Origin of the sequence: Streptomyces sp. col6 (assembly GCF_008042035.1) — a bacterium.
In the GTDB taxonomy this organism is placed as follows: domain Bacteria; phylum Actinomycetota; class Actinomycetes; order Streptomycetales; family Streptomycetaceae; genus Streptomyces.
On sequence record NZ_RDBL01000002.1, the window covers coordinates 188,610 to 204,587 of the forward strand.

General features: G+C 71.2%; 16 protein-coding genes. 4 read left to right on the forward strand and 12 right to left on the reverse strand.

Going from position 1 to position 15,978, the window contains the following annotated elements:
* Positions 1–54 precede the first annotated feature (54 nt).
* Positions 55–2,346, reverse strand: coding sequence for an MMPL family transporter (locus EAO73_RS00940; protein ID WP_147969539.1), 2,292 nt, complete (start codon positions 2,344–2,346; stop codon positions 55–57).
* A gap of 359 nt (positions 2,347–2,705) precedes the next feature.
* On the opposite strand from EAO73_RS00940, the gene EAO73_RS00945 reads away from it, so the two are divergent.
* On the forward strand, positions 2,706–3,908 hold the full coding sequence (locus EAO73_RS00945; protein ID WP_147969540.1) for a S8 family peptidase: 1,203 nt from the start codon (positions 2,706–2,708) through the stop codon (positions 3,906–3,908).
* Between the two features lie 116 nt (positions 3,909–4,024).
* Positions 4,025–4,402, forward strand: a complete 378-nt coding sequence (locus tag EAO73_RS00950) for a DUF4440 domain-containing protein (protein WP_147969541.1) — start codon at positions 4,025–4,027, stop codon at positions 4,400–4,402.
* 7 nt (positions 4,403–4,409) lie between these two features.
* On the opposite strand, the gene EAO73_RS00955 is transcribed toward EAO73_RS00950, so the two are convergent.
* The gene (locus EAO73_RS00955; protein WP_147969542.1) at positions 4,410–5,246 is read right to left on the reverse strand and encodes an ABC transporter ATP-binding protein; all 837 of its coding nucleotides are present in this window, start codon (positions 5,244–5,246) and stop codon (positions 4,410–4,412) included.
* 137 nt (positions 5,247–5,383) lie between these two features.
* Here EAO73_RS00955 and EAO73_RS00960 point away from each other — a divergent pair, with 137 nt between their 5' ends.
* Positions 5,384–5,965, forward strand: coding sequence for a TIGR03086 family metal-binding protein (locus EAO73_RS00960; protein ID WP_147969543.1), 582 nt, complete (start codon positions 5,384–5,386; stop codon positions 5,963–5,965).
* Between the two features lie 68 nt (positions 5,966–6,033).
* Complete coding sequence (locus tag EAO73_RS00965) at positions 6,034–6,666, forward strand: DsbA family protein (protein WP_147969544.1); 633 nt, start codon at positions 6,034–6,036, stop codon at positions 6,664–6,666.
* A gap of 15 nt (positions 6,667–6,681) precedes the next feature.
* Here the strand turns inward: EAO73_RS00965 and EAO73_RS00970 are convergent, their stop codons facing one another.
* From EAO73_RS00970 to EAO73_RS01020, 10 genes are all read right to left on the reverse strand, one after another.
* A complete protein-coding gene (locus EAO73_RS00970; protein WP_147969545.1) occupies positions 6,682–7,440 on the reverse strand; it encodes a sirohydrochlorin chelatase in 759 nt (252 codons plus the stop codon).
* 6 nt (positions 7,441–7,446) lie between these two features.
* Positions 7,447–8,364 carry an ABC transporter permease gene (locus EAO73_RS00975; protein WP_147969546.1) on the reverse strand — a complete coding sequence of 306 codons (918 nt, stop codon included), beginning with the start codon at positions 8,362–8,364 and terminating at the stop codon, positions 7,447–7,449.
* Entirely contained in the window at positions 8,351–9,142 is a 792-nt protein-coding gene (locus tag EAO73_RS00980) for an ABC transporter ATP-binding protein (RefSeq protein WP_147969547.1), read from the reverse strand. Before EAO73_RS00980 ends, EAO73_RS00975 begins: the two co-directional genes overlap by 14 nt.
* A gap of 37 nt (positions 9,143–9,179) precedes the next feature.
* Positions 9,180–10,295: an aliphatic sulfonate ABC transporter substrate-binding protein gene (locus EAO73_RS00985; RefSeq protein WP_147969548.1), complete on the reverse strand. Its 1,116-nt coding sequence runs from the start codon at positions 10,293–10,295 to the stop codon at positions 9,180–9,182.
* A gap of 242 nt (positions 10,296–10,537) precedes the next feature.
* A complete protein-coding gene (locus tag EAO73_RS00995; RefSeq protein ID WP_147969550.1) occupies positions 10,538–11,869 on the reverse strand; it encodes a sulfate adenylyltransferase subunit 1 in 1,332 nt (443 codons plus the stop codon).
* Complete coding sequence (gene cysD / locus EAO73_RS01000) at positions 11,870–12,805, reverse strand: sulfate adenylyltransferase subunit CysD (RefSeq protein WP_147969551.1); 936 nt, start codon at positions 12,803–12,805, stop codon at positions 11,870–11,872. It abuts the gene before it with no gap.
* Positions 12,802–13,347, reverse strand: coding sequence for an adenylyl-sulfate kinase (gene cysC, locus EAO73_RS01005; RefSeq protein ID WP_018523698.1), 546 nt, complete (start codon positions 13,345–13,347; stop codon positions 12,802–12,804). The genes cysD and cysC overlap by 4 nt, the downstream gene beginning before the upstream one ends.
* Positions 13,348–13,370: 23 nt before the next feature.
* Positions 13,371–14,087, reverse strand: coding sequence for a phosphoadenylyl-sulfate reductase (locus EAO73_RS01010; RefSeq protein WP_147969552.1), 717 nt, complete (start codon positions 14,085–14,087; stop codon positions 13,371–13,373).
* The gene (locus tag EAO73_RS36295) at positions 14,084–14,263 is read right to left on the reverse strand and encodes an IS1 family transposase (protein WP_147969553.1); all 180 of its coding nucleotides are present in this window, start codon (positions 14,261–14,263) and stop codon (positions 14,084–14,086) included. Before EAO73_RS36295 ends, EAO73_RS01010 begins: the two co-directional genes overlap by 4 nt.
* On the reverse strand, positions 14,260–15,957 hold the full coding sequence (locus EAO73_RS01020; RefSeq protein ID WP_147969554.1) for a nitrite/sulfite reductase: 1,698 nt from the start codon (positions 15,955–15,957) through the stop codon (positions 14,260–14,262). Before EAO73_RS01020 ends, EAO73_RS36295 begins: the two co-directional genes overlap by 4 nt.
* Positions 15,958–15,978 lie beyond the last annotated feature (21 nt).

Genomic DNA, 15,978 nt, shown 5'->3' on the forward strand with positions numbered 1-15,978 from the left:
CGCGCAGGCCCTCCTCCCGGCGTCCGGGAGGAGGGACTACGTACAGCAGGGGGATCAGACGCCGACCCGCTCCGGCTCCTCACCGCCGCGCGCCGGTGCGGTCACCGCCGGCTCGTCGTCGTACGACTCGTCGTGCGTCATGTCGGGCAGCCACCGCAGCCACGTCGGGAAGTACCAGTTGCGCTCTCCCAGCAGGGCCATGACGGCCGGCAGCAGCACCCCGCGGATGATCGTCGCGTCGATCAGCACGGCCGCCGCGAGGCCCACGCCCATCTGCTTCATGGACTGCATCGACAGCGTGCCGAAGATCGCGAACACGGCGACCATGATCACGGCCGCGCTGGTCACGACGCCGGCCGTGGTGACCACCCCGTGGGCGATGGCGTCCCGGGTGGTCCGGCCCTGGAGCCTGGCCTCACGGATACGGGAGACCACGAACACGTGGTAGTCCATCGAGAGCCCGAAGAGGATCACGAACAGGAACAGCGGCAGCCAGGAGATGATCGCGCCCACGCCCTCCGCGCCCACCAGCGAGGCACCCCAGCCGTGCTGGAAGACCGCGGTCAGGATGCCGTAGGCGGCGCCCACCGAGAGCAGGTTGAGGACGATCGAGGTGATCGCGACGGTCAGCGACCGGAAGCAGAGCAGCATCAGCAGGAAGGCGAAGACGACCACGAAGGCGAAGACCGGGACGACCGAGCCCACGATCTGGTCGTTGAAGTCCTTCGAACCGGCGACCTGCCCGGTGACCGGCGCCTCGACCCCCGCCACCTTGCCGAGCGTCGCCGGACGCACCGTGTCGCGCAGCAGGTCCAGGCTCTTCTCCGCCTTCGCCTGGTCCGATCCGCCGACCAGCGGTACGTCGATGACCGCGACGTTCTCCGCGTCGTGCGTGACGATGTCGACCGGGCCCTTCGAGGCCCCCGAGGAGACGGCCTGCCGGCGGAACTCCTCCAGCGCCCTGCGCACCGGGGCCGCGCCGATGTCGTCGGCCTTCACCACGACCTGCGCCGGGTCGGCGCCCCCGGGGAAGGCCTCGTTCAGCCGGTCGTAGGTGCGCACGATCGGCAGCGAGTCGCCGAACTCCTGGTCCAGGGTGAGGTTCTGGGTGTGCATGCCGAGCGCGGGCAGCGCGATGGCGGCGAGCGCGCCGGCGGCGACCACGAGCGCGGTCCACGGGCGGCGCAGCACGGCGGTGAGCACCGCGCGCCAGACCCGGCTCTCGCCGTCGGCGCCACCCCGCTCGGAGCGCTTCAGGCGGTTCACGAACGGCAGCCGGCCCTTCTCGACCCGCTCACCGAGCAGCGAGAGGAGCGCGGGCAGCACGGTGACCGAGCCGACCATGGCGACGGCGACGACCATCAGCGAGGCCAGGCCCATCGCCTCGAACTCCGCGATGCCGGTGAAGAGCATGCCCGCCATCGCCACGCAGACCGTCACACCGGAGACGACGATGGCGCGGCCACTGGTCGCGGCGGCGATCATCAGCGCGGTCCGGGCGTCCCGCCCCTTCGCCCGCTCCTCGCGCTCCCGGCGCAGGTAGAAGAGGCAGTAGTCGACGCCGACGGCCAGACCGACCAGCAGCATCACGGAGTTGGCGGTGTCGCTCATAGGCTGGAGGTGGCTCACCACACCCATCAGGCCCATGGTCGCGATGATCGCGGTCAGCGCCAGGGCGACCGGGAGGAGCGCGGCGACCAGCGCGCCGAAGGCGATGAGCAGGATGCCGAGCGCGACCGGCACGGCGGAGAACTCCGCGCGCTGGAAGTCGCTGCCGAACGCGTCGTCGAACGTCTTGCCCATGCTGGCGCCGCCGATCTCCTCGATCAGCAGCCCCTTGTGCGCGCCGTCCACCTTCGCGACGGCGTCCAGGACGGGGGCGACGCGTTCGCTCGCCGTCTCCGGGTCGCCCCGCATCTCGAACTGCACCAGCGCGCTGTGTCCGTCGGCCGAGACAGACTTGCTGGTGTACGGCGAGGTGACGGCGGTGACCTCACCGGTGGCCTGCACGGCCTCGATCACGTCCTTCACCGCCGCGCGGAACTCCGGCGAACCGGCCACCGCCGCGTCCTCGCCCTCCGCGTGGATGAGCACGGTCTCGCCGGCCGGGTCCTTGAGCCCCGCGTCCTCGATGATCCGCACGGCCCGGCCCACCTCGCCGGACATCTGGTCGCTCTCCTTGACGTCGACCCGGCCCGCTGCGGAGCCGAGGCCCATGGCCAGGGCGACGAACAGCACCCAGATCGTCACCGCCGCCCAGCGGTGACGGGCGCTCCAGCCACCCGCGCGGGCCGCGACGCCCCGTACCCGCGGCTCCCGCGTCCGCGCCGCATCCACTCTCCCCATGACGGGCCTGCCCCCTTGTGACCGGCACCGGCCCATCGCCGCCGCCTCCCGCATTCGAAAGTAGGCGCGGCGTAAAGCCATCTCGTCATGCTGTCCGCCGAGCCGGGCGGTGGGGCTCTCCGACCTGGGAACGGTGCTTGCCCCCGAGAAGGAGGAACGAAGCCCCTTACACGTAAAGGTGGTTGGCGTATCGGGGAGCAGGTGCGGGCGTCTTGTGACGAAAGATTGACGACTACGTCAGAGCCGTATGAAGGCCTTGAACTGCGCGCGTCAATCGGTCAGGGTTTCGAACCAACCCCCGGAGATCTTCCGGCCGGGGGCCAATCCCCCCACAAAGAATGACGAGGAGACCCCTCTTCATGGCCATTCACAAGCGTGCACGCCGGTTCAAGCTGACCGCCTCCATCACCGCGGTGGCGGCTGCCGCCGGCGTGACCCTGATGGGCAGCCCGTTCGCGGGAGCGACACCCGCCCCCGCGATGGGCAAGATCTACGGCGCCGACGCGGCGACCGCGGTCTCGGGCAGCTACATCGTCATGCTGGACCAGAAGGCGGACAAGGCGGAGCTCGCCAAGGAGTACGGCGGCAAGCTGAAGCGCAACTACAGCTCCGCCATCAACGGCTTCTCCGCCAGCGGCCTTTCGGAGACCGAGGCCAAGCGGCTCGCCGCCGACCCGGCCGTCTCCAAGGTCGTCCAGAACAAGAAGTTCCACATCGACGCCACCCAGGACAACCCGCCGTCCTGGGGTCTGGACCGCATCGACCAGACCGAGACCGCGGGCGACAACGCGTACACCTACCCCGACAGCGCGGGTGAGGGCGTCACCGCGTACGTCATCGACACCGGTGTCCGCACCACCCACGAGGAGTTCGGCGGCCGGGCCAGCTCCGGCTTCGACGCCGTGGACAACGACGACAGCGCCGACGACGGCAACGGCCACGGCACGCACGTCGCCGGCACCATAGCCGGGTCGACCTACGGCGTCGCCAAGAAGGCCAAGATCGTCGCCGTCCGCGTCCTGGACGACTCCGGCTCCGGCACCACCGAGCAGGTCGTCGCCGGCATCGACTGGGTCACCGAGAACCACCAGGGCCCGTCCGTCGCCAACATGAGCCTCGGCGGCGGCGCCGACGAGGCGCTCGACGCGGCCGTCCAGAAGGCCATCGCCTCCGGGGTCACCTTCGCGGTCGCCGCGGGCAACGAGTCGAGCGACGCCGGTGAGGGCTCGCCCTCCCGTGTCCCCGAGGCCATCACGGTCGCCTCGTCCACCGTGGACGACGAGCAGTCGTCGTTCTCCAACTACGGTCCGGTCGTGGACATCTACGCCCCGGGCTCCGACATCACCTCGTCCTGGAACGACAGCGACACCGGCTCCAACACCATCTCCGGTACGTCGATGGCGACCCCGCACGTCGTGGGCGCCGCCGCCGTCTACCTGGCCGGGCACCCGGACGCCACCCCGGCCGAGGTCGCCACGGCCCTGACCGACGGCGCCACCCCGGACGCCATCAGCAACGCCACCGAGGGAACGGCGAACAAGCTCCTCAAGATCGTCGAGTAGCAGCACACCCGGCCGGGCGGCCCCCGCGCTCTCCCCCACGGGGCGCGGCGGCCGCCCGGTACGCGCGTCCCGTCCTACGCTGGGCCCATGACGACCGACACGGGCGGGAGACGGGCATGACCGAGCCGGCGCCGGGTGTGGCCGCGGCCATCGAGGGCGAGCTACGGCTCCTGGACCCCCTCGTCCGGTCCTCCGCCGAACTCCTCGACCAGGTGCTCCACCCCGACTACCGCGAGGTGGACACCACCGGCCGCCACTGGGACCGGGCCACGATCATCGCCACACTCCTCTCGGACCTGGCCCCGCGGCCCGGCCAGCTCACCGCCTCCCGGATGAGCGGCGTCCACCTCGCCGACGAACTTGTCCACCTCACCTTCGACACCGAGGCCAGGGGCAGGCGGGCGCACCGCAGTTCGCTCTGGCGGCTCACCGCCGCGGGCTGGCTGCTCTACTACCACCAGGCCACGCCCTTCGACGCCGCGCCCGAGGGCTGAGCGCGCGTCAGCCGCGGGGCGCCCGCCGGGCCCGCGCCGTCCACCGGCCGTCCGTGCGGGTGATGTGCACCGGGTGCCCGAAGCACGCGCTGACCCGGTCCGTGGTCAGTACCTCGTCCGCCGTGCCCGATGCCAGGCACCGCCCGCCGCGCAGCAGCATCGCGTGCGTGGTCGACGCGGGCAGCTCCTCCAGATGATGGGTGACCAGCACGGTCGCCAGCTCCGGGTGCTCCTCGCGCAGCGCGTCCAGGCTGTCCAGCAGCTGTTCCCGGGCGGCCAGATCGAGCCCGGTCGCCGGCTCGTCGAGCAGCAGCAGCCGGGGCTGCGGCATCAGGGCACGGGCGATCAGCGTCCGGCCGCGCTCGCCCTGCGAGAGCGCCGGCCAGCGCGACTCCGTCTTGCCGCCCATCCCCAGCATCTTCAGCAGTCGCTCGGCCCGCTCCCGCTGTCCCGGGCCCGGCGACCAGCGCGGCACCGGCTCGACCGAGTTCGTCAGGCCCGTCAGCACCACCTCGCTCACCGTCAGCGGGGAGCGCAGCGGATGACGCGGATTGACATGGCCGAGCAGCGTCCGCAGCTCCCGCAGATCCACCCGCCCCAGCGTGCGGCCCAGCACCTCGACGGAACCCCGCGTGGGGTGCGTGACCGCACCGAGCAGCCCGAGCAGGGTGCTCTTGCCCGCCCCGTTGGCCCCGAGCAGCGCCCAGTGCTCCCCGCCCCGCACCGTGAGCGAGACCGCGTCGAGCAGGATGTTCCCGTCGCGTACGAGAGAGACCTCGTCGGCCCGGATGACCGGGACCGGGGCCGTGACGGCGGCAGGGGACAGGGGTGCGGTGGTGGTCACGTGCGGCTGCTCCTTCGTACGGGCGCGAGCGCCTTCTGCGCACCGGAAAGCCTATCCGTGTCCCGTACACCCTCCTCGTCCGGCACCTGTCGCCTTTCTTCAATACCGGCCGGGCGCGCGTGCCTAGGTTGGGGTGCATGAAGACCGAGCACGCCCACATGACCGAATGCGCCGCCGAGGCCGCCCGCGTGGCCCGGGGCGTCAGCGCCCGACAGCTGGAGGCGACCGCCACCCCCTGCGCGGACTGGGACGTCCGCACGCTCGTCAATCACTGGGTGCTCTACACCTCGCACGGCATGGAGCACCGCGCCCTGCGCACGGAACTGCCCGAGGAGCTGATCGCCCGCGACTTCACCGCGGACGCCGACTGGGCCGAGCGGTACGCCGCCCAGCTGGACCGGGCCGTGGCCGCCTGGTCCGACCCGGCCGTCTGGGAGGGCACCATCGGGGAGGGCGAGTCCGCGTCCCCGGCCGCCGACACCGCCGCCATGCTCATCGAGGAGATCGCGCTGCACGGCTGGGACGTGGCCCGCGCCACCGGCCAGGAGTTCCGGCTCTCCGCCGAGGCCGCCGCGTACGTGCTGGGGACCGTCGAGAAGACCGCTGCGCTCTACCGGCAGTACGAGGGGTTCACCGACGAGGTGGATGCCCCCGGCGCCACCGGGTTCACCCGCGCGCTGGCCCTCAGCGGACGCGACCCGCGGTGGACCGCCTCCTGAGAATGGCCCAGGCGGACGGGTGCCGAATGGCCCGGGGGAGTGCGCCACCGGCTGGCTAGGCTCGCCCCATGAGCACTCACCGAGCCCCGGAACAGGGCAGGCCCGTCGTCGACTTCTACTTCGACCCGGCCTGCCCGTTCGCCTGGATCACCTCCCGCTGGATGCTGGAGGTGGAGCAGCACCGCGACATCGAGCTCCGCTTCCACGTCATGAGCCTCTACCTGCACAACACCGGCAACGAACTCCCCGACTGGTACCGGGATCTCGTCGACCGGTCGATCGGTCCCGTCCGGGTCGCCGCCGCCGCGGCCGAGGAACGCGGCGAGGAGGTCCTGCGCGACCTGTACACGGCCCTCGGCAGCCGCATCCACCAGCAGAAGAACGAGGACTTCGACGAGGTCGTCGCCCAGTCTCTCGCCGAACTGGGCCTGCCCGCGCACCTCGCGGACGCCGCGCACGACACGGCGTACGACGAGGCCGTGCGGCGCAGCCACGAGGCGGGCCAGGACCCGGAGGCGGGCGGCTACGTCGGCACACCCACCCTCCACGTCGACGGGACGGTGTGGTTCGGGCCGGTGCTGCGGGCGATCCCGCGCGGCGAGGAGGCGGCCCGGCTGTTCGACAGCTTCCGGGTGCTCTCCGGCCACGCCGACTTCTTCGAGCTCAAGCGCACCCGCACGGGCGGCATCGACGCCGGCTGATGCCCGCCGGCGGTTTCAGGCGCTGACCGCTACCGGCCGCGACGCGGTCGCGCACGCCTCGTCGTAGCGGTCCAGCAGCAGCCGGGCCAGCTCCGGGGCCGGGCCCAGCACCCCGGCCAGCACGTCCGCGCCGGCCTCGGCCGCCCCCGCCGCGATGCGGTCCGGGAGGCGGCCGGGCGCGATCACGTACGGGGCGACCGCCACGCGGCGGGCCCCGTCGGCCCGCAGGGCCCGTACCGCGTCCTCGGTACGGGGAAGGGATGCGGAGGCGAACGCAGGCCGCACGGAACACCAACCGGTGTGCCGCAGCTCCCGCGCGATTTCAGCGATCACTGCGATCGCCTCCGGGTCTGATGAGCCCGCCGATGCCAGGACGAGCCCGGTCGAGCTTCGGTCGCCGGGGCGGACCCCGGCCTCGTACAGCCGCCGTTCCAGCGCGGCGTTCAGCAGCGGCGACGGGCCGAGGACCTCGGCCTGCCGGACCCGCAGCCGGGGCAGTGCCGCGCGGGCCTCGCGCAGCACCGCCGGGATGTCCGACTTGGCGTGGAACGCCCGGGTGAGCAGCAGCGGCAGCGCCACCACCTCGGGCGCGCCCTCCGCGGCCAGCCGCTCCAGGACCCGCGGCACGGAGGGCGCGTTGAAGTCCAGGAAGGCGGTCTCCACGCGCAGTCCCGGCCGCTGCGCCCGTACCCGTGCGGTCAGCGCGTGCACGGTCGCGGCGTGCCGCGGGTCACGGCTGCCGTGGGCGATGACGAGGAGGACCGGAGAGGACATGGGCGCTCAGTTCTTGACGAGGAGGCCGCGGCTGCGCAGCACCCACCGCTCCAGCGGACTGAAGATGAGCAGGTCGATGGCGATGCCGACGATCAGGATCAGGAAGATGGCGAGGAAGACCATGGACATGCTGCTGGTCTCCCGGCCCTGTTCGAGCAACTGCCCGAGACCCACGCCCAGATCGGGCGAGGAGGCGATGATCTCGGCGGCCATCAGGGAGCGCCAGGAGAACGCCCAGCCCTGCTTCAGCCCCGCCAGGTAGCCCGGCAGCGAGGCCGGGAGCACGATGTGCCAGGTGCCGCGCAGCCCCGTCGCGCCGAGCGTCTTGCCGGCCCGCAGGTACAGCGGCGGGATCTGGTCGACGCCGGCGACGAGACCGTTGGCGATCGAGGGCACGGCGCCCAGCAGGATCACCGCGTACATCATCCGGTCGTCCAGGCCCAGCCAGATGACCGCCGGCGGCACCCACGCCACCGAGGGCAGCGACTGGAGACCGGAGAGCACCGGACCGATCGCCGCGCGCACCACCTTCACGCGGGAGACCAGCAGCCCCAGCGGGGTGCCGATGACCAGCGCGAGCAGGAAGCCGAGCAGACCGCGCGAGACGCTGGTCCAGATGTAGCCGAGCAGGGTGCCCTGGGCCCAGGCGTTCGACACCTCGTCCCACACCAGGGCCGGTGAGGGCAGCTTGTAGTCGTCGGTGACCTTCGCCCAGATCAGGATCTGCCAGACGACGAGGACGAGGGCGACCGCGACGACCGGGGGGAGCACCTTCTGCACCAGCACCTGGCGGACCGGCGTGCGGCTCACCCGTACCGCGTCGAGCGCGTCGAGCCCCGCCTCCAGACCTGCCAGGTCGTGGGCGTCGTCCTTCGGCGCCCGGCCCCCGCCGGCGTCCTTGGCGGTGGTCTCAGTGCTGGCCATGTCGGCGGATCTCCCCACGCAGTTCTTCGGTGATCTCGACGGACAGTTCCGCGACGGCGGTGTCCTCGATACGGCGCGGCTGCTCGATGTCGACCGTCCACTCGCGGGCGATCCGGCCGGGCCGGGACGAGAGCAGCACCACGCGCTCCGCGAGGCGCACGGCCTCGCGGACGTTGTGCGTGACGAAGAGGACGGAGACGTTGGTCTCGCGCCAGATCCGGGTCAGTTCGTCGTGCAGCACATCGCGAGTGATGGCGTCGAGCGCGGCGAACGGCTCGTCCATCAGCAGCAGCCGGCTGTCCTGGGCGAGCGCACGGGCCATCGCCACACGCTGGCGCATACCGCCGGACAGCTCGTGGACGCGCTTGCCGTACGCCCCGCCCAGGCGGATGAGTTCGAGCAGCCGCTCGGCCTCGGGGCGGCGGTCCGCGCGGGGCACGCCGCGCAGCCGCAGCGCCAGTTCGATGTTCTTGCCCGCGGTCAGCCACGGGAAGAGGGCGTGCTCCTGGAACATCAGGGCCGGCCGCCCGCCCGGGGTCTCGATGGACCCCGAGGAGGGGCGGTCGAGCCCGGCCACCAGGTTGAGCAGAGTGGATTTGCCGCAGCCGGAAGCTCCCAGGAGGGTGACGAACTCGCCCGGAGCGACATCGAGTGTGATGTCGTCCAGGACGAGCTGCTGCCCCTGAGGCCCGCCGAAGGACTTCGAGACGTGGTCGATCCGGGCCGCGTGCCCGACCGCCGTACGGTCCTCGGCCTTGGTGAGCGTGGTCGTCGCCATGGTCGTCACCTCCTGGGAGATCCTGGAACGGTCGGTGTTACTTGACGCCGAGGCCGGCGTCGTCGACCGCGGGCTTGCCCGCGGCCTTCAGGACCTTGTTGAGCGGCTTCAGGTCGTAGATGCCGGTCAGGTCGGTCTCGTCCAGCAGGCCCGCCTTCACGGCGTGCTTGGCCTCCGTGTCGAGGGTGGCCGCCAGCGGGTCGTCGATGAACTCGATCGACTCCCATGCCGGGTCGATGACGTCGGCCGGAAGCTCCTTGCCGGACAGCGTCTTGAGCGCCGCGTTCGCGGACGCCTTCGCCTTGTCCGGGTTGGCCTTGATCCAGGCGTTGGTGTTGACCGAACCGCGCAGCACGGCCTCGACCACGTCCGGGTGCTCGGCGAGGAACTTCTGCGACACGATGATGTTCGTGATCACGAACTTGTCGTCCGGCCAGAGCTTCCGCTCGTCGAGGAGGACCTTGGCCCCCTGCGCGACCAGCTTGGACGCGGTCGGCTCGGGGGCCCACGCGCCGTCGATGGAGCCGGAACGGTAGGCGTCCGGGGTCACCTTGTTGTCGGTGCGGACGACGGAGACATCGCCCTTGCCGCTCTGCGCGTCGACCTTCCAGCCCTTCTCGGAGACCCAGTTGAGGAACGCCACGTCCTGGGTGTTGCCGAGCTGCGGGGTCGCGATCTTCTTGCCCTTGAGGTCGTCGAGGGTCTTGATCTTCTTCGGGTTGACGACCAGCTTCACCCCGCCGGAGGCCGCGCCGCCGATGATGCGCAGGCTCTTGCCCTTGGACTTGGCGAAGCCGTTGATGGAGGGCGAGGGGCCGATGAAGCCGATGTCGATCGAGCCCGCGTTGAGCGCCTCGATCTCGGAGGGGCCCGCGTTGAAGGTCGAGGGCTTGACCGTCGTCCCCCCGAGCTCCTTGGCGATGATGCCTTCCTGGATGCCGACCAGAGCGGTGGCGTGCGTGAGGTTCGGGAAGTACCCGATCTTCACGGTGTCCGCCGAGAGCTTCTTCCCGCCGGAGGACGTGTTCGCCGTCTTGGCGTCGTCGTCCTTCGCCTCGGAGCCGTAGCCGCAGGCGGTGAGCGCCACGGCGAGCAGCGGCAGGGCGGCGGCAGCGGTGAGGCTGCGGCGCAGGGTGGTACGGGTGGCAGGCACGGGAGGCTTTCCTCTCGTTGGCCCGGTGCTCACGACCCCGTCATCACGGGGAAGCGGCCGGGAAGTCGGCAGGTCTTCGTCTGAACAGGCGGTGCGTGCGGTGCTGGTGGTGCTGCCGGGCGCGCAGGCAGTGCGCGTACGTCATCGCGCACATCGCCCGACACCGCCCTGACCGCTGCCGAGGGCGCCGCTGCCGACACGGCCGCCCTCCTTCGCGAAGGTCGAGAAGAAGTCGATGCTCATCAGAAGTCCCACTCCGCGTCGTCGTCCGCGGCCGGCGCTTCCTCGGCGGCGGCGAACGAGGCGCCCGCCATGCCCGCCGACAGCGTGGTGCCGTCCGCCGGGTCGATCAGCAGGAAGGAACCGGTGCGGCGCGAGTCGGCGTAGGCGTCGAGCGCGAGCGGCTCGGCGGTACGGACCACGACCCGGCCGATGTCGTTGGCGACGAGCTTGCCCGGGGCCGGGTGCTGCGAGAGGTCGTCCAGCGTCAGCCGCGAGGGGATGTCCTTGACGATCGCCTTGACCGTGCGCGTGGTGTGCTTGAGCAGCACCCGCCGGCCCACGGTGAGCGGTTCGTCCGCCACGTGGCAGACGGTCGCCTCGACGTCCTGCGTGACCGCCGGGGCGTCGCCCGACGGGGCGATGAGGTCGCCGCGCGAGACGTCGATGTCGTCCGAGAGCCGCAGGGTCACCGACTGGGGCGCCCACGCGATGTCCACGCTGTCCCCGAGGAGGTCGATGCCCTCGATCGTGGAGGTACGGCCCGAGGGCAGTACGGTGACGGACTCGCCGACCCGGAACACACCGGCGGCGATCTGGCCCGCGTACCCCCGGTAGTCGGGGTGCTCGGCGGTCTGCGGCCGGATCACGTACTGAACCGGGAAGCGGGCGTGGCAGCCGGTCAGGTCGTGGCTGACCGGGACCGTCTCCAGGTGCTCCAGGACGGTCGGCCCGCCGTACCAGTCCATGTGCGCGGACGGCTCCACGACGTTGTCGCCGGCCAGCGCGGAGATCGGGATCGCGGTGATCTCGGGGACCCCGAGGGAGGCCGCGTACGCGGTGAACTCCTCGGCTATCGCGGCGAACACCGGCTCCGCGTAGTCCACCAGGTCCATCTTGTTGACGGCCAGCACCACGTGCGGGACGCGCAGCAGCGCGGCGACCGCGGCGTGCCGGCGGGTCTGCTCGACGACCCCGTTGCGGGCGTCGACCAGGACCACGGCCAGCTCGGCGGTGGAGGCGCCGGTGACCATGTTGCGGGTGTACTGCACATGGCCCGGGGTGTCGGCGAGGATGAACCGGCGCCGGGGCGTGGCGAAGTAGCGGTAGGCGACATCGATGGTGATGCCCTGCTCGCGCTCGGCGCGCAGCCCGTCGGTCAGCAGTGCCAGGTCCGGCGCCTCCTGGCCGCGGTTGCGCGAGGCGTGCTCGACGGCCTCCAGCTGGTCGGTGAGGACCGACTTGGAGTCGTGCAGCAGCCGTCCCACGAGGGTGGACTTGCCGTCGTCGACGGACCCGGCGGTGGCGAAGCGCAGCAGGGTGGTGGCGCTCAACTGCTCAGCTGTGGTGGTCATTTAGAAGTACCCCTCGCGCTTACGGTCTTCCATCGCGGCCTCGGACATCTTGTCGTCGGCGCGGGTCGCGCCCCGCTCGGTGAGCCGGGAGGCGGCGATCTCGGTGATCACGGCGTCCAGCGTGGTGGCGTCGGAGTCGACGGCGCCGGTGCAGGACATGTCACCGACCGTGCGGTAGCGCACCTGCCGGGTCTCCGTCTTCTCGTGCTCCTTCGGCCCGCCCCAGTCGCCCGCGGTCAGCCACATGCCGTTGCGGTTGAACACCTCGCGCTCGTGGGCGAAGTAGATCTCCGGCAGCGCGATGCCCTCGCGCTCGATGTACTGCCAGACGTCCAGCTCGGTCCAGTTGGAGATCGGGAAGACCCGGACGTGCTCACCGGGGGCGTGCCGGCCGTTGTACAGCTGCCACAGCTCGGGGCGCTGGCGGCGCGGGTCCCACTGGGAGAACTCGTCACGCAGCGAGAAGACCCGCTCCTTGGCGCGCGCCTTCTCCTCGTCGCGCCGGCCGCCGCCGAACACGGCGTCGAAGCGGTGCTGCTGGATGGCCTCGGTCAGCGGCACGGTCTGCAGCGGGTTGCGGGTGCCGTCCGGGCGCTCGCGGAGCTTGCCGGCGTCGATGTACTCCTGGACGGAGGCGACGTGCAGGCGCAGCCCGTGCTCGGCGACCACGCGGTCGCGGTACTCCAGGACCTCGGGGAAGTTGTGCCCGGTGTCCACGTGCAGCAGGGCGAACGGCACCGGCGCGGGCGCGAACGCCTTGAGCGCCAGGTGCAGCATCAGGATCGAGTCCTTGCCGCCGGAGAAGAGGATCACCGGCCGCTCGAACTCGCCCGCCACCTCGCGGAAGATGTGCACCGCCTCGGACTCCAGCGAGTCCAGGTGGCTCAGCGCGTACGGATTGTCGGTGCCTTCCGACACGGTCGCGACGGTCGTCATGCCGCACCCCTCTCGCTCAGCAGCGCGTACAGCTCCGCCGCGGACTCCTGGACGGTCTGGCGGTGCGACTCGATGCGCAGATCGGGCGACTCGGGAGCCTCGTAGGGGTCGTCCACCCCGGTGAGCCCGGATATCTCGCCCGCCGCCTGCTTGGCGTACAGACCCTTCACATCGCGCTCCGAGCACACCTCGACCGGAGTGGCGACGTGCACCTCCAGATACGCGGTGCCCTCGGCCTGGTGGCGCTTGCGGACGGCGTCCCGGCTGTCCGCGTACGGGGCGATGACCGGGACCAGGACTTTGACGCCGTTGGCCGCCAGCAGTTCGGCGACGAAGCCGATCCGCTGCACGTTGGTGTGCCGGTCCTCGCGGGAGAAGCCGAGGCCCGCGGAGAGGAACTCGCGGATCTCGTCGCCGTCGAGCACCTCCACCCGGTGGCCCTCGCCGCGCAGCCGCCCGGCCAGTTCGTAGGCGATGGTGGTCTTGCCGGCGCTCGGCAGACCGGTCAGCCAGACGGTGGCTCCCGTCTCCGTCACGCTCATCGAAGTCTCCTGATCAGTCGTCATCAGCCGTGCAGCCCGCACTCGGTCTTGCCTCGCCCGGCCCAGCGGCCGGCCCGTACGTCCTCGCCCTCCAGCACCCGGCGGGTGCAGGGCGCGCAGCCCACCGAAGGGTAACCGTCCATCAGAAGCGGGTTGGTGAGCACCCCGTGCTCCGCGACGTAGGCGTCCACGTCGTCCTGCGTCCAGCGGGCGATCGGCGAGATCTTCACCTTCCGTCGCTTCTCGTCCCAGCCGACCACCGGGGTGTTCGCGCGGGTCGGGGAATCGTCGCGGCGCAGCCCGGTCGCCCAGGCGGCGTACGCGGTCAGGCCCTCTTCCAGGGGCTCGACCTTGCGCAGCCTGCAGCAGAGGTCGGGGTCGCGGTCGTGCAGCTTCGGCCCGTACTCGGCGTCCTGCTCGGCGACCGTCTGACGCGGGGTCAGCGTGATGACGTGGACGTCCATCACAGCGTCCACCGCGTCCCGCGTCCCGATGGTCTCCTCGAAGTGGTAGCCGGTGTCCAGGAAAACCACGTCCACGCCGGGCATCGCCCGGGAGGCGAGGTGGGCGACGACCGCGTCCTCCATCGAGGAGGTGACGCAGAACCGGGGGCCGAAGGTCTCGGCCGCCCACGTGAGGATGTCGAGCGCGGAGGAGTCCTCCAGCTCGCGCCCGGCCCGCTCGGCGAGCTCCCGCAGCTCCTCGTCGGTGAGCGTCTCGATATTCTGAGTGGCCGTCATATCTCGTCCCCTCCAACGTCGTTGGGCTTCAGTCCCCGGCTCAGCAGGCCCAGGAACTTCAGCTGGAACGCACGATTGCAGGAGGCGCATTCCCACGCTCCGTGCCCGGCCTCGTGCGGGCGCAGGTCCTCTTCGCCGCAGTAGGGGCAGTGGAACGGCGCGGCGCGCCCGCTCATGACAGCGACTCCGCACTGGCGCGGGCCGCCCAGGTGGCGAAGCGCTCGCCGTCCTCGCGCTCCTCCTGGAACCGGCCGAGCACGCGCTCGACGTAGTCCGGCAGTTCGGCCGAGGTGACCTTCAGGCCGCGCACCTTGCGGCCGAAGCCGGCTTCCAGGCCGAGGGCGCCGCCCAGGTGGACCTGGTAGCCCTCCACCTGGTCGCCGTTCTCGTCCAGCATCAGCTGGCCCTTGAGGCCGATGTCGGCGGTCTGGATGCGGGCGCAGGCGTTGGGGCAGCCGTTGATGTTGATGGTGAGCGGTTCGTCGAAGTCGGGGAGCCTGCGCTCCAGTTCCTCGATGAGGGAGGCGCCGCGGGCCTTCGTCTCGACGATCGCCAGCTTGCAGTACTCGATGCCGGTGCACGCCATCGTGCCGCGCCGGAAGGTGGACGGCTTCACCTGGAAGCCGAGCGACTCCAGGCCCGCGGACAGCGAATCGACCTGGTCCTGCTCGACATCGAGGATGATCATCTTCTGCTCGACGGTGGTCCGGACCCGGCCGGAGCCGTGCTCCTCGGCCAGTTCGGCGATCTTGGCGAGGGTGGAGCCGTCGACGCGGCCGACGCGGGGGGCGAAGCCGACGTAGAAGCGGCCGTCCTGCTGCTGGTGCACCCCGACGTGGTCGCGCCAGCGGCTGCTGGGCTCCGCCGGCGCGGGGCCGTCCAGCAGCGGACGCTTGAGGTACTCGTCCTCCAGGATCTGGCGGAACTTCGCCGGACCCCAGTCGGCCATCAGGAACTTCAGCCGCGCCCGGTTGCGCAGCCGCCGGTAGCCGTAGTCGCGGAAGATGCCGACGACGCCCGCCCAGACGTCCGGTACCTCGTCCAACGGCACCCAGGTGCCGAGGCGTTCGGCCAGCCGGGGGTTGGTGGAGAGCCCGCCGCCGACCCAGAGGTCGAAGCCCGGCCCGTGCTCGGGGTGCTCGACGCCCACGAAGGCGATGTCGTTGATCTCGTGGACGACGTCCTGGACCGGGGACCCGGAGATCGCGGTCTTGAACTTGCGCGGCAGGTTGGAGAACTCGGGGCTGCCGATGTAGCGGGAGTGGATCTCGTCGACCGCCGGGCTGCCGTCGATGATCTCGTCGGCCGCGATGCCCGCCACGGGTGAGCCGATGATGACGCGGGGGCAGTCGCCGCAGGCCTCGGTGGTGGAGAGCCCGACGGCCTCCAGCTTCTCCCAGATCGCCGGGACGTCCTCGATGCGGATCCAGTGCATCTGGACGTTCTGCCGGTCGGTGATGTCCGCGCTGCCCCGGGCGTACTCCTGGGAGATCTCGCCGATGACGCGCAGCTGCTCGGTGGTGAGCTTCCCGCCGTCGATGCGGACCCGCATCATGAAGTACTTGTCCTCGAGCTCCTCGGGCTCCAGGACCGCCGTCTTGCCGCCGTCGATGCCGGCCTTGCGCTGGGTGTACAGCCCCCACCAGCGCATGCGTCCCCGCAGGTCGTTGGGGTCGATCGAGTCGAAGCCGCGCTTGGAGTAGATCGTCTCAATGCGCGTCCGCACGTTGAGACTGTCGTCGTCCTTCTTGAACTGCTCATTGCCGTTGAGCGGGGTGTAGTGCCCCAGGGCCCACTGTCCTTCGCCGCGGTGGCGGCCCACCTTGCGGCGGGGCGCTGCGGGCGCAGGGGATTCCGGGGTTGCGGCCATGACAGTACGTCCTTCGGGACT